The organism is Bacteroidales bacterium (genome assembly GCA_017521245.1).
GTDB lineage: Bacteria > Bacteroidota > Bacteroidia > Bacteroidales > G3-4614 > Caccoplasma_A.
In genome coordinates this window covers 117434-141681 of sequence record JAFXDI010000009.1, presented here as the reverse complement: position 1 = coordinate 141681, position 24248 = coordinate 117434, and the positions used below count along the sequence as shown (strand labels likewise).

The window sequence follows — 24248 nt, the reverse complement described above, 5'->3', positions numbered from 1 at the left end:
TTATGTTTATAGTTAAACTTCTTAAACTTATTTATAAGTATATTGGCATTATTGTTACTTCCATTGCTGGAGTGGCTCTAATTCTGTCGGCATATAGTAATCATATTTCGCCTAACTATATGCACTACTCGGCTTACCTTTCGCTGGGATTTCATGTGCTTATTTGGGTGAACTTTGCTATTTTTATATTCTGGCTTGTTCAAAGAAATAAAATTGCTTTTATATCTGTTGCGGTGTTTGCTCTCTCTTGGGGGGCTATTTATAGATACTCTCCTCTGAATGTTACTGATAACGAATATGAGGGTGGCGACACTATTAAGGTGCTTTCGTATAATACTTGTTGTTTTGCTAAAATGCACCCTCATACTAAGGATAAACCTAATCCTATTATTGAGTATATTAATGGGCAAGATGCTGATGTTGTTTGCCTTCAGGAGTATGCTATGGGTAAGGCTTTAAACTCGCTTCGCAAGCCGGAGTTGGATAAGGCTTTCAGAGAGAACTATACATACAAAAAGGTGTTCCTTAACGATAATAGTTATTATGAGTCGGGATTGGCTTGTTTATCTAAATACCCTATTGTTGATGCTACGCCTATTATATCGCCCAAGAATACTAACGGCTCTATAATTTTCAGCATTGATGTTAAGGGTAAGATTATAAAATTTGTTGTTAATCACCTTGAATCGAACAGACTCTCTTCTGATGACAGGGTTTTGTTTAACTATGTGACTGAGAATATATCTAAATCGGAGGAGTTGATGGGCGATGTTAAACGCCAGATTGTCAGAAAGATTGCCAATGCTTCGCGCAGAAGGGCTAAACAGGCTGATATTGTTGCCGACTACATTAAAGGTATTGATGACTATATTGTTGTTTGTGGCGACTTTAACGATACGCAACAGTCTTATACTTACAACAAAATTAGGGGCAATCTTAATGATGCTTACATTGATAACTGCTTTGGCCCTAATATTACTTATCACGCCGATAAATTCTATTTCAGGATTGACCATATGCTTTATGGTAAGGGTCTATATCCTTTGCATACTGAGATTGATAAGAGTATTAAGGCTTCGGACCACTACCCTATTATTACTACTTTTGAGATTAAATAAATAAAACCAATAGCCTTTCGGTTATTGGTTTTATTGTTTTTTGTTTGGTTATAACTCTACCTCTTCTTCTCTTTTACTTTGTTCCCGAGTAGTGCGTTATACTCCTCATCGTTTGCTATTATCTCTAATGCTCGTGCGAGGGCAGGGTTGGCTCCTGTGTTTATCACTTTATAGTATGATGATTGCTCGTATAGGTCTCGTGCTATAAGGGCTTTCATTTGCAAGGTCATCAACTCTTTTGAGGTTTCGTACTCTTCTGCTTTATACTCTATTCCCTCTTGGGTTGCCAAGTTTGTGAGTTGTGTCATTAGTGAATCGCTTACCTGATACTCCTCTATGAAGTTTTTCTCGCGGCGGTAAAGGGAGAGTATCTCTTGCTTGTTCTTCTCGGAATACTCTGCTGCTAATTGTGGCATTATTCCTTTTGCTACTATATCTCTGTGATAATCGGTATAGTTGCTTGTATCAAGGGGTATGAAACAGTCGGGCATTATTCCTCCGCCTCCAAATACTGTTCTGCCGTTTTTCAGTGTGGTGTATTTTAACGAATCTACAAAGTGGATGCTATCGGGCGATATCATTTCGCCTCGTTTGTATCGGTCTAATATGTCGTTGCGATATGCTTTGTTGCCTTCGCTGTATGAGCGTTGGATTGATCGGCCTGTTGGGGTGTAGTATTTTGCTACTGTTAGTCGCAACATTGAGCCATCGGGCATTTGTAGTGGGCGTTGTACTAATCCCTTTCCAAAGGTACGGCGTCCTACTATTACTCCTCTGTCCCAATCTTGTACTGCTCCTGAAAGTATCTCTGAGGCTGAGGCCGATGCTTCATCTACAAGCACCACTAACTTGCCTTCACGAAATACTCCCTTTTCGCCACTAAACTCCTCTTGGCGTGGGGCATTTCTTCCTTGTGTATATACTATCATATTTCCTTCATCCAACAGCATATTACACAATCCAACGGCTGCCGACAGATAGCCTCCGCCATTGCCTTGAAGGTCAATTATGAGGTTCTTCATACGGTTCAGACGTATCATTGGTACTATTGCCTCTACAAATTCATCGAAGGTTGTGGCTGCAAATCGGCTTAGCTTTACATAGCCTGTATTTTTTGCTACCATATATGAGGCATCTACGCTATGTACTGGTATCTGATCGCGTGTTATGCGGAAGGGCAACAGACCTTTTTCTCCTGCTCGTTTTATCAACACATCTACTGTTGTTCCCCTCAATCCCCTCAGGCGTTTTTTTATGTCGTTGGCGGTCATTTTCTGCCCCGCTACTAAGGTGTCGTTGATGAATATTATTCTGTCTCCTGCTAATATGCCTACCTTTTCGCATGGTCCTCCTGCTATGGTTTGTATTATATAACAGGTGTCTTTTTGCATCATAAACTGGATGCCTACTCCATCAAAGTTTCCGTTTAACTCTTCGTTACTCTCCTGCACCTCTTCGGCTGTGAGATATGCCGAGTGCGGATCTAACTCTTCTAACATTGCTCTGATTCCTGCCTCTACTATTCGCGACTCGGTTACTGTATCTACATAGAGGTTGTTTATGGCATAGTTTACCAACGATAGTTTTTTTGAGCCTTCGGTTTGGTTTAACTGTGCAAATGCTCCTTGTATTATAAACAATAGCAATATGGGGTATAGTATCTTTTTCATAGTTGTTTTGTTATGGTATATATTTTGATATGTCGTACCCGAAATGGTTTAATTCGCGTACCACTGATGAACTTACGTGCGATAGTGTTGGGTGGGTAAACAGGAGTATGGTCTCTATGCCCGACAACTCGCGATTGATGTCGGCTATGTTCTTCTCATACTCAAAATCGATGGTTGAGCGTACTCCCCTGACTATTGCTGCGGCTCCTACCTCTTTTGCTATGTCAATGGTTAAGCCTTTATATGTGACTACCTCAACACGTGGATTTTGTGCATAAGTTTTTTTTATCTTCTCCGCTACATCTTCAACGGCAAATGTTCTTTTTTTATTCTCGTTTACACCTATTGCCACTACTACCTTATCTGCTATCTCTAAGGATTTGTCTACTACCCATTTGTGCCCTATGGTAAAGGGATCAAAACTTCCGGGAAAGAGTAGTGTCTTATGAGAGTTCTTCATCTGTTACCAAGTTATCTATGATAAAATTCTGACGCTCCATTGTGTTCTTACCCATGTAGAACTCTAACATTTCTGATACTGAGTCTTGTTTGTTCAGGGTTACTGGATCGAGCCTCATATCGGGTCCTATAAAGGTTGCAAACTCTGAGGCTGAGATTTCTCCAAGTCCTTTAAATCGGGTTATCTCGGGGTGTGCTCCTACCTTCTCCATTGCTGCCAATCGCTCCTCTTCGGTGTAGCAGTAATATGTCTCTTTTTTGTTTCGTACTCTGAAGAGTGGTGTTTGCAATATATATACGTGTCCTTTCTTTACAAGTTCGGGGAAGTACTGCAAGAAGAATGTTAATAGCAACATTCTTATGTGCATTCCGTCAACATCGGCATCGGTTGCTATTACTATTCTGTTGTAACGTAAGCCTTCAAGTCCGTCCTCTATATCGAGGGCTGCTTGTAGCAGGTTAAACTCCTCGTTCTCATATACTACTTTTCGGGTTAGTCCGTATGAGTTCAGGGGTTTTCCTCGCAAACTGAATACTGCCTGAGTTAGTGCGTCACGACTCTTTGTTATTGAGCCTGATGCTGAGTCTCCCTCTGTTATGAAAAGTGTTGATTTTTCGCGATCTTCACCTTTTGTATCGCTTAAATGGATACGACAGTCTCTTAGTTTTTTATTGTGCAGATTGGCTTTCTTAGATCGCTCTCTGGCTAACTTTGTTACTCCTGCTATGGCCTTACGCTCCTTCTCCGACTCTTGTACTTTTTTTAGCATCAGTTCGGCTGTTTCGGTTTGTCGGTGAAGGTAGTTATCCAACTCTTTCTTCAAGAAGTCGTTCAGGAACTTTCCTATTGTTGGCCCGTCAGGTCCCATATCTTTTGAGCCTAACTTTGTTTTTGTTTGCGATTCAAATACCGGCTCTTCTACTTTTATGCTCACCGCCGCCACCATTCCGTTGCGAATATCTGAGAACTCAAAGTTTTTATTGAAGAACTCTTTTATGGTGCGTGTTGCTGCTTCGCGGAATGCCGACAGGTGTGTTCCTCCTTGTGTTGTGTGTTGTCCGTTTACAAATGAGTAGTACTCCTCGCCATATTGGTCGCAGTGTGTTATCACAACCTCTATATCATCGCCCTTGAGGTGTATTATGGGATATAGTGGCTCGGCTGTCATCTTGTCGTTCAAAAGGTCTAACAGTCCTCCTTTTGAGTAGAACTTACGTCCGTTCAAATATATTGATAGTCCGCTGTTTAGATATGAGTAGTTCTTCAGAAGGTTCTCTACATACTCTTCGTTAAATGTGTAGTTGCCGAATATCTTGGCATCATTGTCGGGAGTAAACTGTACTAATGTTCCGTTCTTCTCGGTTGTGGGGACTATTGGTGCATCAACTACTACTGAGCCTTTTTCATAGGCTACCTCTTTGCATTCTCCATCGCGATAAGCTACTATTCTGAAGTTTGTTGATAGTGCGTTTACTGCTTTTATACCTACTCCGTTTAATCCTACCGATTTTTTGAAGGCTTTTGAGTCATATTTTGCTCCTGTATTCATCTTTGATGATACATCTTTTACCTTATCAAGGGGAACGCCTCGACCATAGTCGCGAACTTCAACGCGGTTTTCAGTGATGTTCACCTCTATCTGAGTACCGAAGCCCATCATATACTCATCTATGGCATTATCCATTACCTCTTTTAGAAGTACATATATTCCGTCATCGGAGTGTGAGCCATCGCCCAACTTTCCGATATACATTCCCGGTCTCAGGCGTATATGCTCTTTCCAATCGAGAGTTTTAATATCTTCTCCATCGTAACTGACTTCTTGCTTTTTGATTTCGTTTTCTTCTGCCATAGTGGGTATAAAATTTGCTTAACTGCGAAGATACAAATTTTTAGCGAATTGTTTGGTTTTGAAAGGGATTTATTTTATAAAATAACAACAAAGAGGTGCATTTTTTATGCACCCCATTATTGTTAATTCATTTTAGTAACTAATAACTGATGGCCGACTATTCTGCTATTAAGCGAGGGCAAAATAAGTTTTCTTAAATTTTGCCGGGCGTGAGCTGATTCAACGAACGTATGTTCGTTAACTAACTACTGATAACTATCCCTTTGGCGGATAGTCTATGGTATAGTGTAATCCTACGCTCTCTTTACGAGCCATTGCTTGTTTAATTATAAGGTATCCTACGTTTATGATATTGCGTAACTCGCATATTTGACTTGTTACTACTGATCGTTGGAACAGGTTCTCGGTCTCTTTGTATAGGATGTTCAATCGGTCTAATGCTCTTTGCAGACGTAAGTCGGAACGCACTATGCCAACGTATGCCGACATTAGTTGCTCTACTTCTCTTAGGCTCTGGGTTATCAATACCATCTCCTCTGGTTGGGTTGTTCCTTCATCGTTCCAATCAGGTATATCCTCTCGAAGTGTGATGTTTTTTATTGCTTCTGTGGCATGACGTGCTGCTGCATCGGCATATACTACTGCCTCGATGAGTGAGTTTGATGCTAAACGATTTCCTCCATGCAGTCCTGTGCATGCACATTCGCCAAAGGCATATAGATTTTTTATTGATGAACAGGCATTCAAATCTACTTTTATTCCTCCGCATAGGTAGTGTGCCGCCGGTGCTACGGGGATATAATCTTTTGTGATGTCTATTCCTAATGACAGACACTTGCTGTATATGTTGGGGAAGTGTTCGCGTGTCTCTTGTGCATCTTTGTGGGTTACATCGAGATATACGCAATCTTCTCCTCGCATCTTCATCTCGTTATCTATTGCTCGGGCTACTATATCGCGTGGGGCAAGTGATTTGCGTTCATCATACTTTTGCATAAACTCCTTGCCATCTTTTGTTCGCAATACTCCGCCATATCCGCGCATTGCCTCGGTTATCAAGAAACTTGGACGCTCACCGGGGTTATATAGTGCTGTGGGGTGAAATTGGATAAACTCCATATCTTGTACCTCGCCCTTGGCACGATATACCATTGCTATTCCATCGCCTGTTGCTACTGTTGGGTTGGTGGTGGTTTTATATACGTTTCCAACTCCTCCTGTTGCTATTATGGTTGTTTTTGACAGGAATGTTTTTACTTTTCCACTCTTTTGGTCAAGTACATATACGCCATAGCAGGTTATATCGGGGGTTTGACGTGTTACCTCTTGCCCTAAATGGTGTTGGGTTATCAACTCTACTGCAAAATGGTTCTCAAAGAGTTCTATTTTTGGGTGACGTTTTATTGCTCTTATGAGGCTGTCTTGTATCTCTTGTCCTGTGTTGTCTCTGTGATGAAGTATACGAAACTCTGAGTGTCCTCCTTCGCGATGAAGGTCAAAGCCGCCCTTTTCATCCCGGTCAAAATTTACTCCCCAATTTACTAACTCCTCAATTTGAGCAGGAGCCTCTCTGACTACTTTTTCTACTGCTTGGCGGTTACACAATCCTCCTCCACAAATTAGGGTGTCTTCAATATGTTTCTCAAAGTTGTCGGTGGGTTTTGTTACCGATGCTATTCCTCCTTGTGCATAAAAGGTGTTTGCCTCCTCGATGCCTGTTTTACATATTATTCCTACCCTGCCTTTTTCTGCTACTTTTAAGGCAAAACTCATTCCGGCTATTCCAGAACCTATTACCAAAAAATCATATTTGCTAACCATAAAAGCATTTTTTATGCGGCAACTTTATGTAATCTTTTTCCTGATTACTATAACCAGCCATTCTCTTTATACCACGCTATGCACTCATTTATTCCTTTTTCAAGGTTGTAATCGGCTGCGTAGCCAAGATCGGTTTTGGCTTTTGATGTGTCGCAGGTCCAGTTTCTCTGTTTTAGTATTTGATATTTATCTCTGTTTAATACAGGTACTTTTTTGCTATTTGCAAATTTTTCGCTCATATTACACACCATCCTGACCAGCCCTAATGGTACTGTTATGGGCAATACAAATTTCTTTCCAAGTGCTTTTGAGACTAACTTTCTGAAATCTTTTTGTGTGTAATACTCTACATCGTCGGTCAGGAAGTATCCCTCGCCATCGCGTCCTTTTTCGAGGGCGAGGAATACTGCTTTTACCAAATCTTTTACATATATAAATGTTAGATATTGTTGTTCAAATCCTACTGTTATGTCTAACCCGCATTTTATGAGTTTTATCATCTCAAAATAGTCCTTCTCTCGTGGTCCGTACACTCCTGTGGGACGCATTGCTACAAAGGGGAAATTCTTTAGAGAGCGTAAATAGAGCTCTCCTCTGAATTTACTTCTTCCGTATGCCGAAGAGGGATAGGGGTGCTCCTTGTCATCGATATGATATAACTCTTTTGTGTCGGAACGCCAAGCACTCAGGCTACTCATATAGACAAACTTCTCAGGTACGTTATTGGTTGCTATCAGAGTGTCAACAAATGTTTTGAGATATGTGAAGTTTATTTTGTCAAACATAAAATGGTCTAATGTTTTTGTTATGCCCATATTGTGAACAATATAGTCCCATTTCCCATTTGCTTGAACGAACGCCTCCACCTCTTTTGTAAGTTGTCCCTTATCTGCAAAATTCAGGGTTATGAAATTTATTCTTTCATCTTGCAGATATTCAAGGTTTGTTGAGGCTCGTACTCCTGCGTAAACCTCAAATCCTTGTTTTAGGGCCTCCTCTACTAAATAACTCCCTATAAAACCTCCTGCTCCTGTTATTAATATCTTTTTTCTCATTATACGGGTTAAAACTATTCTATTTTCTTTTCTATTATCTTATAATAAAGAGTCTGGATTTAGATTATCTTTTTCAATATCTTTGAAATATTTGTATGTTCCTACTGTTATCTCAGCTGTTGCATCTTCGTCACAAACTATGATGCTCTTTTCGTGTTGTTGCAATGCACTGATTGTCCACATTTGAGATACGCTTCCCTCTACTCCATGTTTAAGGGCACGTGCTTTGTTGTGTCCGTTTACAATAATCAAAACGCTTTTTGCCGACATAATTGTTCCTACTCCTACTGTTAATGCTGTTTTAGGTACTTTGTTTACATCGTTGTCAAAGAATCGAGAGTTTGCAATGATTGTATCTGTTGTAAGAGTTTTAATTCTTGTGCGTGATGTTAATGATGAGCCCGGCTCGTTGAATGCAATGTGTCCATCAGGTCCGATACCTCCTAAGAATAGGTCAATTCCTCCTAATTTTGCTATCTTCTCTTCGTATGCTTTGCACTCTGCTTCGGGATCTTCGGCATTTCCGTTAAGAATGTTTACATTCTCCGGTTTAATGTCAATGTGATTGAAGAAGTTGTTCCACATAAATGAGTGGTAACTTTGTGGGTGCTCTTTTGGTAATCCTATATACTCATCCATATTGAATGTTATTACATTCTTGAATGATACTACTCCTTTTTTGTTCAACTCAATAAGTGCTTTGTACATTCCAAGAGGTGATGATCCTGTTGGTAATCCTAAAATAAATGGTTTCTCCTCTGTTGGAGCAAATGCGTTAATACGTGATGCTACATAGTTTGCTGCCCATTGCGATACGTTTGCGTAATCGGGTTGAATAATAAGTCTCATAATTGTTTAATTTTTTATGGTTGTTAATATTATGTTTTATCTATCTTCAATCTTTTACGTACTTCTTTGCCTAAGTTAAGTACACTTGACTTACAAAGGTATAAATTAAAATCTTAAAGAGAGGGATATTTTATACACTATTTTTTTAATTTTAGATTAAATTTTTTATTTCTCATTTTTTTAATCCTTTTAATTAATTTTATTTCAAAAAAGTTTTGAATTAATTTTTTTAAAATATAATTTTGTTTGTTGCACGATGTGGCAAATTATATTGATAAAACTATTACTAAAATTTTTAATTATGAAAACAAATTTAAGTTCTCAAATTAAATTGGATAGAGTTCCCAAGAGATATTATGCTCCTGATAATGTTCTTGAACTTACCGCTTTAACAAGATTTGAGAAGGTTTATACCGAGGTATTTGAGAGTGTCGATGGTGGTGCTGCTCACGTGGCAAGAAAGATTGCCGCTATTATTGAAAAATGTAATGCTGAAAACCGCAAATGCGTTATGGCTCTTGGTTGGGGATTAGGTACTCACTCGGTTTATAACGAATTGGTGGAGATGCACAAAGCTAATGGCTTTAGTTTTGCTGAGACTATTATTTTTAACGTTGCAGAGTTTTATCCTGCCATTGAGGGTGAAAAGAGTTCTTTGAGCATCTTAAAAGAGATATTTATTGACAAAGTTGATATTAACCCCGAGAATGTATTCTCTCCTGAGGCTTCAGATAATGTTTTTGAGTTTTGCAAACAATACGAAGAGACTATCGCTAAACTTGGTGGTTTAGATATTACTCTTCTTGAACTTGGTCGTGCCGGGGCTCTTTCGTTTAATGAACCCGGTTCTCAGTTGAGTTCTACTACCCGTTTAATGCTTTTGAGTAAAGATTCTCAAAATACTGTTTCAAAAGTTTTCCAGATTAACGATAAGGGTGTTACAAGTGCTATAACAATGGGAATCTCTACTCTATTGAATGCAAAAGAGACTTTTGTTGTTGGTTGGGGCGAGGAGGTTGCTTCGAGTCTTAAAAAGGCTGTTGAGGGACCTGTTGATGATGCTGTTCCTGCTAGTTTCTTGCAAACTGTAAAACATGCTCGTTTTGTTGTTGACCTTGCGGCTGCCGAGAAACTTACTCGTATCAGCAAACCTTGGCTGGTATCTTCTTGCGAGTGGACAGACCAACTTATTCGCAGAGCTATTGTCTGGTTGTGTCACGTTACCGGCAAACCCATCCTTAAACTTACCAACAAAGATTATAACGACCACGGATTAAGCGAGTTACTTGCTCTGTATAAATCGGCTTACGAGGTTAATATAAAAATATTTAACGACCTTCAACACACTATTACCGGTTGGCCCGGAGGTAAACCTAATGCCGATGACACTTATCGCCCTGAACGAGCCAAACCTTATCCAAAGAAGGTTATCGTATTCAGCCCTCACCCCGATGATGATGTTATCTCAATGGGTGGTACTCTTCAACGTTTGGTAAATCAGAAACACGATGTTCACGTTGCCTATGAGACTTCTGGAAATATTGCTGTTGGCGATGAGGATATGATGCGTTATGTTATGCTTATGAATAGCATTGCTGAGGAGTTTGAGTTTGCTACTCCCGGTATTAAAGAGCGTCTTGATGCTATCACTGCTTCGGTTGTCGCTAAAAAGGATGGCGATATGGATATTCCTGAGGCTCGTTATATGAAAGGTATGATTCGTAGAGCTGAGGCTCGCACTGCATGTTCGTACGTTGGTGTTAAACCTGAGAATGTTCACTTCTTGGCTCTTCCTTTCTATGAGACCGGTACTATCAAAAAGGGTACTTTGGGAAGAGCAGATGTTGATATTGTCAAGAAACTTCTTCTTGATGTTAAGCCCGACCAAATGTTTGTGGCCGGTGACCTTGCAGACCCACACGGAACTCACCGCGTTTGTTTGGATGCTGTTCTTGCGGCTATTGACGAAGTTAAAGATGAGGAGTGGATGAAGAATTGTAAAGTGTGGATGTATCGCGGTGCTTGGGCTGAGTGGGATATTGACTACATTGAGATGGCTGTGCCTATCAGTCCTGAGGAACTTAGACAAAAACGTAACTCAATTCTTAAACACCAATCGCAAATGGAGAATGCTCCATTCCTTGGTAATGATGAGCGTTTGTTCTGGCAACGTGCCGAGGATAGAAACAAAGCTACTGCCGAACTATACTCTAAATTGGGATTGGCTTCGTATGAGGCTATTGAGGCGTTTGTGGAATATCATCCTATTAGATAATTCACTAAAAGTTATATAATATACAGAGAGGGTGTGTCAAAATTGTTTTGAAGCACCCTCTTGCAGTTACAGGTAATTTATAAAGAGATATGGAATATATAATAAGTGGCAATTTGGTTGATGTTCACCGTCAAGAGGTTTATCCTGCCACAATAACCATAAAGGAGGGAAAAATCTCTTCTATTGAGAGAGGAAACGGCGATATAGACAACTCGCAATGTTTTATTATGCCCGGATTTGTTGACTCGCATTGCCATATTGAGAGTTCGATGCTAAACCCTATTGAGTTTGGCAGGAATGCTCTAAATCATGGGACATTGGCATCGGTCAGCGACCCCCACGAGATTGCTAATGTGTGTGGATTAGAAGGGTTGGACTATATGTGCAGATGTGCCGATAAATCTCCTATGAGGATATTTTACTCTCTGCCTTCTTGCGTGCCTGCTGTTGATTTTGATACTGCCGGTGCTGTTATTGATGCCTCTACAACTGCTGAACTTATAAAGAGCGACAGATTTATTGCTCTTAGCGAAATGATGAATGTTCCCGGCGTATTGTATAAAAACTGCGAAGTGGTGGCTAAACTGGAGGCTGCTAAGGCTGTTGGCAAACCTATTGACGGTCACGCTCCCGGTTTATCGGGTGAGGGACTTAAACATTATGTAAAGATGGGTATCTCTACTGACCACGAAGTGGTGACTCTTAAAGAGGCGGAAGAGAAGATTGCTGAAGGTATGATGATACAGATACGCGAGGGCAGCTCGGCTAAATCGTTAGACACTCTTATGCCTCTTATTGATAAATACCCTAACTCTGTGCTTTTATGTACCGATGACTATAAGGCTTACGACCTTAAAAAGGGCTACATTAACAGACTGGTTAAAGAGGCTGTTAAAAGCGGATGCAATATATATAATGTATTAAGAGCGGCTACTCTGAATGCTGTTGAGCATTACTCTTTGCCTCTTGGTTTGTTAAGAGAGGGTGATGATGCTGATTTTATTGTTGTAAACAACTTAGCGGATTTTAAGGTTGAGGCTTCGTATATTAAGGGTGAGAAGGTTTCTGCTCTTGGATACTTCCTCTCTGATGAGTGCGTAAATAGTTTTGAGGCTGAGGGTATAGAGATTGAGGATATTTCAGAGCCTGACTATAACCATATTATTGGTATTGTTGAGAATTCGCTCTACACAAAGCACCTTTCCATTAACGATGTTACAGACAGATTAAATAAGATTATTTGTTATAACCGATACGAAAAGGGGGCTAAACCTGCCTCTGCTCTTATTGAGGGTTTAAATTTAAGGTGTGGTGCATTTGGCTCAACGGTTGGTCACGACAGCCACAATATTATTGTTGCCGGGGCTGATAATGAGTCGATAGCCAAGGTTGTTAATGCTATTGTAGAGATGAAAGGCGGTATGGCTGTTTGGGATGGTAAAGAGATATTCTCTCTTCCTCTTCCGGTGGGGGGATTGATGTCGAACAAATCTATTGATGAGGTATCGGAAGAGTATATGATTCTTCACAACAAGATTAAAGAGCTGGGATGCTCTCTTACCTCTCCTCTTATGACTTTGGCATTTATGTCTCTTCCGGTTATTCCTGCTCTTAAACTAACCTCTAAGGGGCTTTTTGATGTAGATAAGTTTAAGTTTGTGTAATAAAGGTTTTACCCCTAATAGAAACAAATGCGGTATGTCAATTGACACACCGCATTTGTTGTTTAATATATCTGTGTTAGTCTCAATTAGGCATCTATATTCGCGTATGTTGCATTCTTCTCGATGAACTCTTTACGTGGTAGTACATCCTCTCCCATCAACATTGAGAATATTCTGTCTGCCTCAGCGGCGTTCTCAATTGTTACTTGGCGAAGTGTACGATTCTCCGGATCCATTGTTGTCTCCCAGAGTTGTTGTGCGTCCATCTCTCCAAGACCTTTGTAACGTTGTGTTGTTATCTCTCCGTTATATTTTAGAGAGAATTGTTCACGTTGCATCTCGGTCCAACAATACTCTTGCACCTTTCCTGCTTTTGCTTTACACAAATATAGTGGTGGGGTTGCTATATATAGGTATCCATTCTCAATTAATGGACGCATATGGCGGAAGAAGAAGGTCATAATCAATGTTGCAATGTGGCTTCCGTCAACGTCGGCATCGGTCATGATAATAATCTTGTGATAACGTAGTTTGCTGATGTTTGCCTCTTTGCTATCCTCTTCTGTTCCTATTGTTACTCCTAATGCTGTATATATGTTGCGTATCTCTTGACTCTCAAGAACTTTATGGTGCATTGCTTTCTCAACGTTCAGGATTTTACCACGTAGTGGCAGGATTGCCTGAAAGTTACGGTCGCGTCCGCTCTTTGCTGTTCCTCCCGCTGAGTCTCCCTCCACAAGGAATATCTCACATAGTTGAGGATCGCGTTTTGAACAGTCTGCCAACTTACCGGGAAGTCCGCCTCCTGAAAGGGGTGATTTGCGTTGTACCAATTCACGTGCGTGACGTGCTGCATGACGTGCTTGTGCTGCAAGTACAACTTTATCAACAATCATCTTTGCTTGTTTTGGATTCTCCTCAAGGAAGTTACTCAACGTCTCTGCTACTGCTACATCTACTGCTCCGCTAACCTCGCTATTTCCAAGTTTGGTCTTTGTTTGTCCCTCAAATTGAGGCTCCATAACTTTTACAGAGATAACGGCTGTTAATCCCTCGCGGAAGTCCTCTGCACTAATCTCTACCTTTACCTTCTCTAACATTTTAGAGTCTTCGGCATATTTTTTGAGGGTACGTGTTAATGCTCTGCGGAATCCTGCTACGTGTGTTCCTCCCTCAATGGTATTGATGTTATTTACATACGAGAAGAGGTTTTCGTTGTATGAGGTGTTGTATGTCATAGCAACCTCAACTGGTACTCCCTGACGCTCTGTGTTGATATGGATTATATCTTCAAACAGATGCTCTTTTGAACTATCTACATATTGAACAAACTCTTTTAATCCGTCTGCCGAGTAGTAATGCTCGCACTTTGCGTTTCCTTCAGCATCTATTTCGCGTTTGTCTGTTAAGGTCAAATGTATTCCTGCATTCAAAAACGCCAAGTCTCTTAAACGACCTGCCAATATTTGAAATTGATATACTGTATCTGTGAAGATTGTATCATCGGGCAAGAATGTTACTATTGTTCCTGTTTTATCGGTATCGCCTACAACTTGAACCTCGGTTTGTGGGTGTCCTTTAGAGTACTCCTGTACGTGTATCTTTCCATTACGACGCACCTCTGCTCTTAGGTATGTTGATAGGGCATTAACACAAGATACTCCCACTCCATGTAATCCTCCTGATACTTTGTATGAGTCTTTGTTAAATTTACCTCCTGCGTGTAATACTGTCAATACAACTTCAAGTGCCGATTTTCCCTCTTTCTCGTGCATATCAACAGGGATACCACGTCCGTCGTCTTCAACGGTTATAGAGTTGTCTTCGTTAATTGTTACGTATATATTGCTTGCATATCCGGCAAGAGCCTCATCTATTGAGTTATCCACTACCTCATATACAAGGTGGTGCAATCCTTTTGTGCTTATATCGCCAATATACATGGCAGGGCGTTTACGTACTGCCTCTAATCCTTCAAGCACCTGAATACTACTCGCCGAATAGTTTTCGTTGTTATCAAGTTTTTCTTCTGACATTTTTGTTTAAAATTAAGTTCTTTGTTTTATGAGTCTTAATGTAGGTTATGTTAATAACAGAGGTTTGCCTCTCTATTAAAAATGACTCACTTTATATCTCTTACAAAGATACAAAATTTATTGCAAAATTACAAAAAAAACAGAGGGTATGATTTTCAAAAAATATACCTCTCCATTTAATCTTTTTTTGTGTGTCTAATTTATCTGTTTATATCTAAAAGCCAAATGAATATCGCACTACCAAACCTATGGCAAAACTTCCTACTCTGTTGCCTGCGATTGGTACTCTTTCGCTGTTACCTGCTATATTGGCACTCCATATTGGTGTGTAGTTAAACTCTCCGTTTTGGTACTGTAATTGAGGCGTGAGGAGTTTTTGTTTATATAGGTTACACAAGCCATACTCTCCATGTACTCCTAAATAGAGGATATATTGTTCGCTCCACTCCCAAGTCCATCCCGCTTCGGCACATATCGAGGCGTTTACTCTCATATCATACTCTTTGTCAACCTCTGTGTCGTAGTATGTTCCAAATCCATGCTGTGGAAGGTTTTCGTATGTTATATTCTCATAAGAGAAGTATCCTTTTGTTGTGAGTTGTTCAAAATATATTTCGCTACCACTTTTTACAGGGACTCCCACTTTGGCTCCTAACCTAAGATATACGCCACTATCAAACCTATATTGTGCATATATTGGAATGTTTATGTATAATGCTCTCTGTCGCTCCTCTAAGTTTTTATAGCTGTATGAGAATGTCATTATATCTGCTCCGCCTGATATTAGAGAGTTTGCCGATGTTTGATAACTATCAGAGAATGAATCGAAACGCACAGATGACTGATACATTTTTATCTCTGCTCCCAATCCTATACTCCAATTCCAGTCAAGGTTATAGTGATATTTTATTGCTGCCGATGTTCCTGCCATACCTTTTCTGTCGCCGAGATTGGTTTTATAGGCAAATGGGGATGCTCCTCCTGTCAGTTCCAACGTAATATTGTTTCGTATATTCTGAGCCGAAAGGAGTGATATAAAAGATATCAGCAGCATCAATGTTAATAAACGCCTTCTCATAAATTGCTATTTTACCATAAATTTAAGACTCTTATTCACTCCATTTGAGAGCTGGATATTAACTATATAGGTTCCCGATGTTCGGGGTGCCTCTATTACATTATCTCCTGCTTTTAATGTAAGCGGTTGCACTTGTCCTGTGCTATTTGTAAGGGTACTGGTTATATTGCATGGCTCAGGGGTTGTTATGTTTATTGTCACGCTTCCGCCCTGCTCTACGATTGCAGGATATAGGATTAGATTGCTTCCTGCTGGTTCAAAACTCATTTCACAACTTTCCAACTCTATTCCCTCCTCTGTTTTTACCTTTACCGAGAACTGATCTTGGGCATTGGCTGTTTTGGGCAGTGATATATAGGGTGTTGTATAGGGCAACCTCTCGCCATTCATATACCACTCATATTCAACAAAATTTAAGGCTCCGTTGTTCTCGGGGTTATTTACTATTGCGAGTACATCATCCCAACGTTTTATGATTACATCGTGGGGTAACTTATATATATTTAGTTGATACTCTGCACGACTCTCATTGCTCTCAGATATTATTGTTATTGGAACGGTATATTTTCCGCCCGGCAATATATCTGTTATATAACGCGATTGCTCATCGCCTGCTATAATAACTGTTCCGTTGTTCTTAGCAACAACCTCTATATCTACAAAATCGTTTGAACATGTGACTGCATAGTTGTATTGGTTACGCATTGAGGGGGCAAGTATCTCTCCATTTGCCATCAACTCCTCTATTTGTGCGGTGTAACTCTTGTCGCTTAAATAAAAATTATAGGGTCTACTTATAAGTTTCTCTCCATCGGTATATACCGCCTCTAATTTATACTCATAGTTTTTACCCTGTATAAGGTTCTGGTCAGTATATTTTGCGACCTTTCCCGATAGTGTTGCTACCAACTCATTATTGCGATATAGGTTATACTCTTTGGGCGGAATAAAGGTTACGGGCTGTGATGAATATACCTCGATATGGTTGAAGTCAGATACATCTTCTACCCCCTTAAACGTTGCTGAGGGTGGAGAGATGACTGCTTTTATGGAGATGTTCCCTTTTGTGTCGGCACTCTGCCAATCATAGCCATTTATAGATACTACATTTCCTTTTCCCTCTACTATATTATCTCCGTCTGTCATTATCAGATATCCCGAGCCAGAGTTTACTCTTAACATGCAATAGAGTGGCTCTTTGCTATTTATAACAAACTCTTTGTCAAGTGTTATCTCTGTCTCATTTTCTGTTGCTGAGGGTGAGAGTTGCTGTGTATATATGTTTGCTCCTTGCCTGATATAAAGGGTGTAATTTACATCAGGAAAGCAATTTGTTTTAATTCGTTTAATTACATAACCATCCATTCCCGAGAGGTCAGACTCACTCCACATTTGCCCTAAATATAGCGGGGGCGAGGTCTTAAAGGTTAATTTTCGCACCGCTCTTTTATTGCCCCAGAATATTGTTTGTTCACTTTGAGGTATTGTCCAGTCTAATACTAAATCATCTTCTGATATTCGTTCTACATTGCTTATATTGGGGGTTACTACCGGATGCTTTGCTATGATAGTTTGATTGCTTTTGGCTGTCTCATAATCACTATCAGAATAGTATGCCGACACTTGATAGGTGTGCTTGCCTGTATAGACTCCCTCATCGACAAAACTATTTGAGGTGGGGTGCCCAATTATCTCGCCATTACGATATACTATATAGTTTGAGGGTTGTTCTTCTAATGGTAACCACGTAAGTTCTACTTTTGTTGCATCATTGACAAGTTTTGCGTTTAATGCTCTTGGTGCAGGTACTATTTCGCCTTTGCGAATACCATTTAGTGTTAATGCTCCGCTATTGGTTGGATCAAGATAGGGGGATATGTATTTCCAGAAACGTTGTAACTTGCCATAATAGTTTGAGCCTGTGGGGTGCGAACACGAAGAGTTTCCGCCTGTTAATGAGCCTACTACCAATTTGTTCTGATTGAATAGGGGTGAGCCTGATGAGCCTCCTTCGGTTGCCGAAAATCCGTTTGCTGTGGATGTAAATTCAACTGTCCAGTAACCGTTTACGCCCTCTCCTGTTCCTATGCTTGGCCAAGTGTCACTAACTGCCGGCGAGATATATGTTGATATTTTCTTAACCGCTCCCTTTGGATGATGAATAGATACTCCCGACTTAGGTGGTGTAACTCCCCTATCCCATCCGTTAAAATAGGGAGTTAATGATGTGGGAAGGCTGGAACGTAACAATAGCAGTGCTTGGTCTAATCCTTCACGACTATTTAAACTCTTTCCCTCTAAAAAGTGACAACCTGTTAATGCCTTTGTCTCTTTTACTTCGCTGCTCCCGCACTCTGTTGCCTCATAGTTAAAATAGAAGAGTGTCTGCTGTAATTCTGTCTCGGAGGCCACCTTTCCGTCTCCCTCTAAACAGTGAAAGGCGGTGTATATGTATGGGGTAAAGTCTTCTGAGGTGTTATTCAAAAATGTTGCCGAGCATAGGTATGTGTAGTTTCCTATGGGAGTTACCATCTTTATTACTCCGTCTTTCTCTTTTTGCCACATATCTCCCTCGCTACACATAATATCAACCATACAGCTTATTAACTCTGAGGTTGAGACCTTTAAGTTTTTATATCCGTAGCATATTTTTTCAATATCAATCTGCGGTGCTTCTGTTTGTGATGTTGATGGAACATACTCAAATATCAGATTGTCTCCGGCTACAAACTCGGTTACAAACTCGCCTCCTGTGGGGTTGGTCTGTGAGGTATATGCTCCTAACAAGTGGGTATGGTCAGCGTTATATATATAGAGTTTTGCCCCTTGAGGTATCTTAAACTTTGTGTAATATACCGATATTGCCGTTGCTTTGGGTGATGCAATCTTTAGCCTGCATATTCTCTCGCCACCCCCTATGTTGCTCCACTCGCCATCTTCAATTAGTGATAGTTGGGTGGCAAGATTTATTCCTACTCTTTCGGGCAGGTCTTGGCTCAGTAGTTCATCTTCTAAGAGTTGCTCAATGGTGAAGGGATTGGATATTATATTTGTTTTTAACTCCTCTTGTGATTTTAGTTTTGATTTTGGGATATTCCAACTCGGAGGTGTTCCTCCGTACCCTGTTTGTGCCGATATGGGGAGGGTATTTATTAGTAAATAGAGAAGGAGTATGACTATAACGCCTCTTTTCATAGTATCTGTTTTATTGTAACTCTCCTGCTCGAGAGGACTTAAAGAGTGAGGTCAAATATTTCTTTATACGATTTGTATAGGCGTGGTTTTGATGCACCGATATTGACAATGGATCACTAAAGTATGTAACATCCCCCACCTCTCCAAACTGCTCGGGGTACAATATTACCAAGTTATTATTGGCAAAATATTTTGACAGGAACGATGGCAATTTGTCTAAGTTGGGCGAGTATGATACCGATGCTTGTCGTGCCGATACAACGATAAAGAGGTCGTCCTCTAAGACAACTCCCGTCAGCATTAATATATCGTTCCACTTATCCATTATATGATACTCAGCACGGATGTTCTGTTTTTTGCGTATTAGTCTGCCCTTTATCTGCCCTAAGGTATCGTGATGACCATAGAATATGGTTTTGCATCCCAATTGGGTTGCCATGTTTGCTACTCGGCTTACCCACGTTCCAAATCCTGTTTCGTATTCGGCTTTCTCGGGTATATATACTATTATTCGGGTAAGGGTATTTGTTGGTATTATACTCTTTGCAATAAGTACTGTTTTGTTTGTTCCTTTAAGTATTGCCTCGGTTGTTGAGCCAAAGAATGAGTCGGCTATGTTTGCCTTATGGTGAATACCTATAAGCAACTCTGATATGCCTTTCTCTTTCATGGTATGAACTATTCCACTTGCTACGTTCATTGAGAAACGGGTGATTGTCTCTACCTGAATGTCGGCTGCCGCCGCTATCTTTGATGCGTGAGTGAGCAGATTGTTTGATATTTTGGCCGATGCAGGATTGTCGTGACGTGCCTCATTTACCACATTCAAGAAGTATAGCGGTTGCTTTACTTTTGGATTCTTCATCACCATTGCCATATTTACCAAGAGGTCTGCCGTCATGGGATTTGAGACTGAGACCAATATCTTTTGTGGCAGTTTCTCGGTTTGGGGATTCTCCTCCTCGCTCATTGATGATAGTGCTATCTCTTTTGCCGCACGTTCAGTGAACAACGCACTTATTGTGCATGAGATTAATATCATCAAAATTGCTCCATTGAGTATTGAGGCATCAAAGAGTTGCATCTCATATCCTATAAGAACTACTGCCAATGTTGCCGCCGCTTTTGCACTGCTCAGTCCGAATAGCATACGACCTTCGGAAGAGTTCAATCGGAAGATTTTTTGCATTATATATGCCGCCACCCACTTTGATATTATGGCTACTGCCGTCATAAGTAGTGCTACCCATATACTATGCCATGAGGTAAATCCTCGCAGGTTTATCATCATTCCTACTCCTATCAAAAAGTAGGGGATAAAGAGTGCGTTTCCTACAAACTCTAACCTATTCATCAAGGGCGATACAGCAGGTATGTAACGAGTTAGGATAATTCCTGCGAAGAATGCTCCTATTATTCCTACCAAGCCTACCAATTGGGCAAGATATGCCGCAGCAAAAACCAACGACAGGATAAAGATAAATTGAGATACGTTATCGTTGTACTTCTTAAAAAACCAACGTGTAAGACGAGGATAGATGTATATTATGGCTGCTCCATAGATTATCACTCCTGCTGCAAACTTTATCCAATATAAGGCTCCTACTCCACCTTCGGCTATTCCTATTATCACCGCCATTGTTGTCAATGCAACTATAACTGCAATTACTGTTCCTGCAATGGCTATTGAAACAGAGCGGGATTTTGCTACTCCATATCGGGTTACAATGGGGAACGATATTAATGTGTGCGAAGCATATATGGTTGACAGCAATGTTGATGCTATCCAGTTCAAACCCAGTATATAGTGCGATACTGCCAAACCCGAAAGCAGTGGTATCAGAAAGGTTATTATTCCATAACTTATACCCCGTTTCTTGTTCTTATTAAAGTCGGAGATACTCATCTCCAACCCTACAAGAAACATTAAATAGAGTAGTCCTACATTACCAAAAATCTCGAAACTTGCATCGTACTCGAGCAGATTAAATCCGTGCGGACCTATTACCATTCCCGAGAATATTAGTCCTATTATGTGTGGAATGTGTAAGCGGTCTAATATAATTGGGGCAAAAAGAATTATGGTCAACACTATAAAAAATATTAGTGCCGAGTTTGTTAACGGTAATTGTGATGTTATAAAACTCCAATCCATATACTTTCCCTCAAAAACAGGGTGTTGCCTTATAGATTAAATTGCTCTTTGATTTTATCTACGTAATCGAGTTTTTCCCATGTGAAGAGTTCTACCTCTTGTACTATCTCTTGTGTATAGCGAGAGGTAAATCTTTTGACTACGGTCTTTGGCTCTCGTCCCATGTGTCCGTATGCTGCTGTCTCTTCGTATATGGGGTTTCTCAATTTCAATCGCTCCTCTATTGCGTATGGGCGAAGGTCAAATATCTCTTTTACTTTTGCCGCAATTTCAGAGTCTTTTAAACCACTCTTTGCTGTTCCGTATGTATTTACATATACGCTTATCGGCTCAGCTACTCCTATGGCATAGGATAGTTGTATTAATGCTTCATCGGCTACTCCTGCCGCAACAAGGTTTTTTGCTATGTGACGTGCTGCGTATGCTGCCGAACGGTCAACTTTTGAGGGATCTTTACCTGAGAATGCTCCTCCTCCGTGCGCTCCTTTACCACCGTAGGTATCAACAATTATTTTACGACCAGTTAAACCTGTATCTCCGTGAGGACCTCCAATTACAAATTTTCCTGTGGGATTTACATACAGTTTATAATCATCTTTGAACAATAGTTTTACTCGCTCGGGCAAGGTTGCTACTACTCGAGGTATTAATATTTCGGCAACATCTTTGCGGATTTGTGCCAACATTTCAGTATCGGCTTGCTCTTGTGTGATGGTTTGCCCCGGTTTTACAAACTCATCGTGCTGTGTTGATACTACTATTGTATCTATTCGCAATGGGGTGTTGTTATCGTCGTACTCAATTGTTACTTGACTCTTTGCATCGGGGCGAAGATATCTCATCTCTTTCCCCTCACGGCGTATTGCAGCAAGTTCAATCAACAATTTGTGTGACAGGTCTAACGATAGGGGCATATAGTTATCGGTTTCGTTACTTGCATAACCAAACATCATTCCTTGGTCTCCTGCTCCTTGCTCTATGTCGCTATTGCGTTCTACTCCTCTGTTTATATCTGCACTCTGCTCGTGTATTGCAGAGAATACTCCACATGAATCTCCATCAAAGTTATACTCACTCTTGGTGTATCCTATGCGGTTTATAACTCGGCGTGCGACATCCATCAAGTCGATATAAGCATTTGATTTTACCTCTCCTGCTATAACAACCTGACCTGTTGTTACTAATGTTTCACATGCTACTTTTGAATTTTTATCTTGAGCCAAAAATTCGTCAAGAAGTGCGTCTGATATTTGATCTGCTACCTTATCGGGATGTCCCTCTGATACCGATTCTGATGTAAATAGATAACCCATTATTTTTATTGATTTAATTGGGAGATTTTCGGTCTTGCAGCAATAAATATTTTTAGCATTTTTTCGAGTGGTTGCAAGCAGTCAAATCTCTCCACGTTATACATAAATTTTACAAAACAAAAGGGCAAACCTTCACCCTTTTGTCTATTTTCTGCAAAGGTAGTTATTTTTTGCGGAATTACACCTATTATAAATGGTTAAAAATATAGTATTTAACACTATTTTAACTACAAGGTTTAATCCTTGGGCAAAGTTTTTAAATCCTCGCCCCAATGTAACGAAGCCAAACGCTCCTCTCTGTCCATTACCTCTTTTGCTTTTTTGGGATAGAGAATTAGGCGAAGCGACTGCCCGTATGTGAAATAGTTTATTGCCCAATTGTAGAATACTATTATCTTATTTCTGACTCCTAATATTGAGCGAAGATGTACTATCAACCACATTACCCATGCTACAAAACCTGCCATTTTAATTTTCTTAAACTCGGCAACTGCACGATTACGCCCTACGGTTGCCATAGTGCCTAAATTTTTATATTTAAATGGTTTAAGTGCCTTACCCTCCTCCATTCTTTTGAGGTTTGCGGCTAATAAACTGCCCTGCTGTATTGCTACTTGTGCCAACTGAGGATGCCCTCCCGTCCAATTTTCGTCACCCTCAAGCATAAGGGACTGGTCGCCTATACAAAAGACATTGCTCATACCCTTTACTTGGTTATAGGCATCAACCTCTATTCTGTTGCCTCTGCCAATAGACTCCTTAGGCATATTGTCTATTTTAACCCCTGCCACTCCACTCACCCATATAAAGGTGCGTGTTGCTATTGTGCTACCGTCTTTTAAATAGACCTTATTCTCTTTAAACTCTGTTACCATTTTGTTGAGCAACACATTCACTCCCATTCTTCGCAGAAAGTCTTCGACACTTAATGAACTCTCGCGACTCATTGATGATAATAGTCGCTCTCCTGCCTCAATCAGATAGATATTTACAAGACTTTTAGGCAAATCAGGGTAATCTTTTGGAACTACAAAATTTTTCATCTCCGATAATGCTCCTGCTATCTCAACGCCTGTTGCTCCTCCTCCAACAATCACGATGTTGAGGAGTTCTTGTCGTTCAACCTCATTTGAACAGGTTAATGCTCTTTCAAAGTTTGATAATATGGCATTCTGCAATCCCATTGCCTCGCTTACATTTTTCATGGGGATTGCATTCTCCTCGATAGATTTATTCCCGAAAAAGTTTGTTGTTGTTCCGGCTGCTAACACAAGATAATCGTACGATATTTTACCTATTGAGGTTTGTACTATTTTATGTTCAGGGAATATTGAGCGTACCTCTGCCATTCTGAAATAGAAGTCCTTACGGCGTTGAAATATCTTTCTAAAAGGGAAGGATATACTGCTTGGCTCAATTCCCGATGAGGCTATTTGATATATGAGTGGTGGAAATTGATGATAGTTATTTTTATCGACCAATACTACCTGAAAATTTGAATTGCGAAGTTTTTTTGCGAGAGATAGTCCGCCAAAACCTCCTCCTACAATTACAACTCGCTTTTTACTGCTCTGTGGAATATTTACACTCATACACAACCTCTTTTATGTAGAAAAACAAAAGATTTATTTTAAGTGTTGCAAATATAAAAATTTTAAAGTTAGCAAAGAAATAGTTTTACATTCATTCTTGTTTTTTTAATATAAT

Annotated in this window: 15 protein-coding genes; 3 read left to right on the top strand and 12 right to left on the bottom strand. The window is 40.1% G+C overall.

Annotated features, from left to right (window positions below; genetic code table 11):
• Positions 1–2 precede the first annotated feature (2 nt).
• Positions 3–1118: an endonuclease/exonuclease/phosphatase family protein gene (locus tag IKK64_02730; GenBank protein MBR4118978.1), complete on the top strand. Its 1116-nt coding sequence runs from the start codon at positions 3–5 to the stop codon at positions 1116–1118.
• Positions 1119–1174: 56 nt separating this feature from the next.
• Here the strand turns inward: IKK64_02730 and IKK64_02725 are convergent, their stop codons facing one another.
• The 6 genes from IKK64_02725 to IKK64_02700 all read right to left on the bottom strand — a co-directional run bounded on the left by IKK64_02725 (position 1175) and on the right by IKK64_02700 (position 8825).
• Positions 1175–2788, bottom strand: coding sequence for a S41 family peptidase (locus IKK64_02725; protein ID MBR4118977.1), 1614 nt, complete (start codon positions 2786–2788; stop codon positions 1175–1177).
• Positions 2789–2798: 10 nt separating this feature from the next.
• Positions 2799–3248: a pantetheine-phosphate adenylyltransferase gene (coaD, locus tag IKK64_02720; GenBank protein MBR4118976.1), complete on the bottom strand. Its 450-nt coding sequence runs from the start codon at positions 3246–3248 to the stop codon at positions 2799–2801.
• The gene (locus tag IKK64_02715) at positions 3232–5100 is read right to left on the bottom strand and encodes a type IIA DNA topoisomerase subunit B (GenBank protein MBR4118975.1); all 1869 of its coding nucleotides are present in this window, start codon (positions 5098–5100) and stop codon (positions 3232–3234) included. The genes coaD and IKK64_02715 overlap by 17 nt, the downstream gene beginning before the upstream one ends.
• Positions 5101–5355: 255 nt before the next feature.
• On the bottom strand, positions 5356–6921 hold the full coding sequence (gene nadB / locus IKK64_02710) for an L-aspartate oxidase (protein ID MBR4118974.1): 1566 nt from the start codon (positions 6919–6921) through the stop codon (positions 5356–5358).
• Positions 6922–6968: 47 nt separating this feature from the next.
• Positions 6969–7979: an NAD(P)-dependent oxidoreductase gene (locus tag IKK64_02705; GenBank protein ID MBR4118973.1), complete on the bottom strand. Its 1011-nt coding sequence runs from the start codon at positions 7977–7979 to the stop codon at positions 6969–6971.
• A gap of 36 nt (positions 7980–8015) precedes the next feature.
• Entirely contained in the window at positions 8016–8825 is an 810-nt protein-coding gene (locus IKK64_02700) for a glucosamine-6-phosphate deaminase (protein ID MBR4118972.1), read from the bottom strand.
• A 301-nt stretch (positions 8826–9126) separates the two neighbouring features.
• Between IKK64_02700 and IKK64_02695 the strand changes: the two genes are divergently transcribed.
• Together IKK64_02695 and ade are read left to right on the top strand one after the other, a co-directional pair.
• Positions 9127–11100: a glucosamine-6-phosphate deaminase gene (locus IKK64_02695; GenBank protein MBR4118971.1), complete on the top strand. Its 1974-nt coding sequence runs from the start codon at positions 9127–9129 to the stop codon at positions 11098–11100.
• A gap of 89 nt (positions 11101–11189) precedes the next feature.
• Positions 11190–12764, top strand: coding sequence for an adenine deaminase (gene ade, locus IKK64_02690; protein ID MBR4118970.1), 1575 nt, complete (start codon positions 11190–11192; stop codon positions 12762–12764).
• A gap of 86 nt (positions 12765–12850) precedes the next feature.
• Here the strand turns inward: ade and gyrB are convergent, their stop codons facing one another.
• The 6 genes from gyrB to IKK64_02660 all read right to left on the bottom strand — a co-directional run bounded on the left by gyrB (position 12851) and on the right by IKK64_02660 (position 24133).
• The gene (gene gyrB / locus IKK64_02685; protein MBR4118969.1) at positions 12851–14800 is read right to left on the bottom strand and encodes a DNA topoisomerase (ATP-hydrolyzing) subunit B; all 1950 of its coding nucleotides are present in this window, start codon (positions 14798–14800) and stop codon (positions 12851–12853) included.
• A 214-nt stretch (positions 14801–15014) separates the two neighbouring features.
• Positions 15015–15878: a hypothetical protein gene (locus tag IKK64_02680; protein MBR4118968.1), complete on the bottom strand. Its 864-nt coding sequence runs from the start codon at positions 15876–15878 to the stop codon at positions 15015–15017.
• A gap of 6 nt (positions 15879–15884) precedes the next feature.
• Positions 15885–19073, bottom strand: coding sequence for a hypothetical protein (locus IKK64_02675; protein ID MBR4118967.1), 3189 nt, complete (start codon positions 19071–19073; stop codon positions 15885–15887).
• A gap of 10 nt (positions 19074–19083) precedes the next feature.
• Positions 19084–21228 carry a cation:proton antiporter gene (locus tag IKK64_02670; GenBank protein MBR4118966.1) on the bottom strand — a complete coding sequence of 715 codons (2145 nt, stop codon included), beginning with the start codon at positions 21226–21228 and terminating at the stop codon, positions 19084–19086.
• A 29-nt stretch (positions 21229–21257) separates the two neighbouring features.
• Complete coding sequence (metK, locus tag IKK64_02665; protein ID MBR4118965.1) at positions 21258–22541, bottom strand: methionine adenosyltransferase; 1284 nt, start codon at positions 22539–22541, stop codon at positions 21258–21260.
• Between the two features lie 236 nt (positions 22542–22777).
• Entirely contained in the window at positions 22778–24133 is a 1356-nt protein-coding gene (locus IKK64_02660) for an NAD(P)/FAD-dependent oxidoreductase (GenBank protein ID MBR4118964.1), read from the bottom strand.
• Positions 24134–24248: the final 115 nt, after the last annotated feature.

Bases quoted from the DNA above. Each gene is read 5' to 3' on its own strand.
- IKK64_02670 (MBR4118966.1), bottom strand. From the start codon at position 21,228: ATGGATTGGAGTTTTATAACATCACAATTACCGTTAACAAACTCGGCA.
- IKK64_02715 (MBR4118975.1), bottom strand. From the start codon at position 5,100: ATGGCAGAAGAAAACGAAATCAAAAAGCAAGAAGTCAGTTACGATGGA.
- metK (MBR4118965.1), bottom strand. From the start codon at position 22,541: ATGGGTTATCTATTTACATCAGAATCGGTATCAGAGGGACATCCCGAT.
- IKK64_02700 (MBR4118972.1), bottom strand. From the start codon at position 8,825: ATGAGACTTATTATTCAACCCGATTACGCAAACGTATCGCAATGGGCA.
- IKK64_02660 (MBR4118964.1), bottom strand. From the start codon at position 24,133: ATGAGTGTAAATATTCCACAGAGCAGTAAAAAGCGAGTTGTAATTGTA.
- IKK64_02675 (MBR4118967.1), bottom strand. From the start codon at position 19,073: ATGAAAAGAGGCGTTATAGTCATACTCCTTCTCTATTTACTAATAAAT.
- coaD (MBR4118976.1), bottom strand. From the start codon at position 3,248: ATGAAGAACTCTCATAAGACACTACTCTTTCCCGGAAGTTTTGATCCC.
- IKK64_02680 (MBR4118968.1), bottom strand. From the start codon at position 15,878: ATGAGAAGGCGTTTATTAACATTGATGCTGCTGATATCTTTTATATCA.
- IKK64_02725 (MBR4118977.1), bottom strand. From the start codon at position 2,788: ATGAAAAAGATACTATACCCCATATTGCTATTGTTTATAATACAAGGA.
- nadB (MBR4118974.1), bottom strand. From the start codon at position 6,921: ATGGTTAGCAAATATGATTTTTTGGTAATAGGTTCTGGAATAGCCGGA.
- gyrB (MBR4118969.1), bottom strand. From the start codon at position 14,800: ATGTCAGAAGAAAAACTTGATAACAACGAAAACTATTCGGCGAGTAGT.
- ade (MBR4118970.1), top strand. From the start codon at position 11,190: ATGGAATATATAATAAGTGGCAATTTGGTTGATGTTCACCGTCAAGAG.
- IKK64_02695 (MBR4118971.1), top strand. From the start codon at position 9,127: ATGAAAACAAATTTAAGTTCTCAAATTAAATTGGATAGAGTTCCCAAG.
- IKK64_02730 (MBR4118978.1), top strand. From the start codon at position 3: ATGTTTATAGTTAAACTTCTTAAACTTATTTATAAGTATATTGGCATT.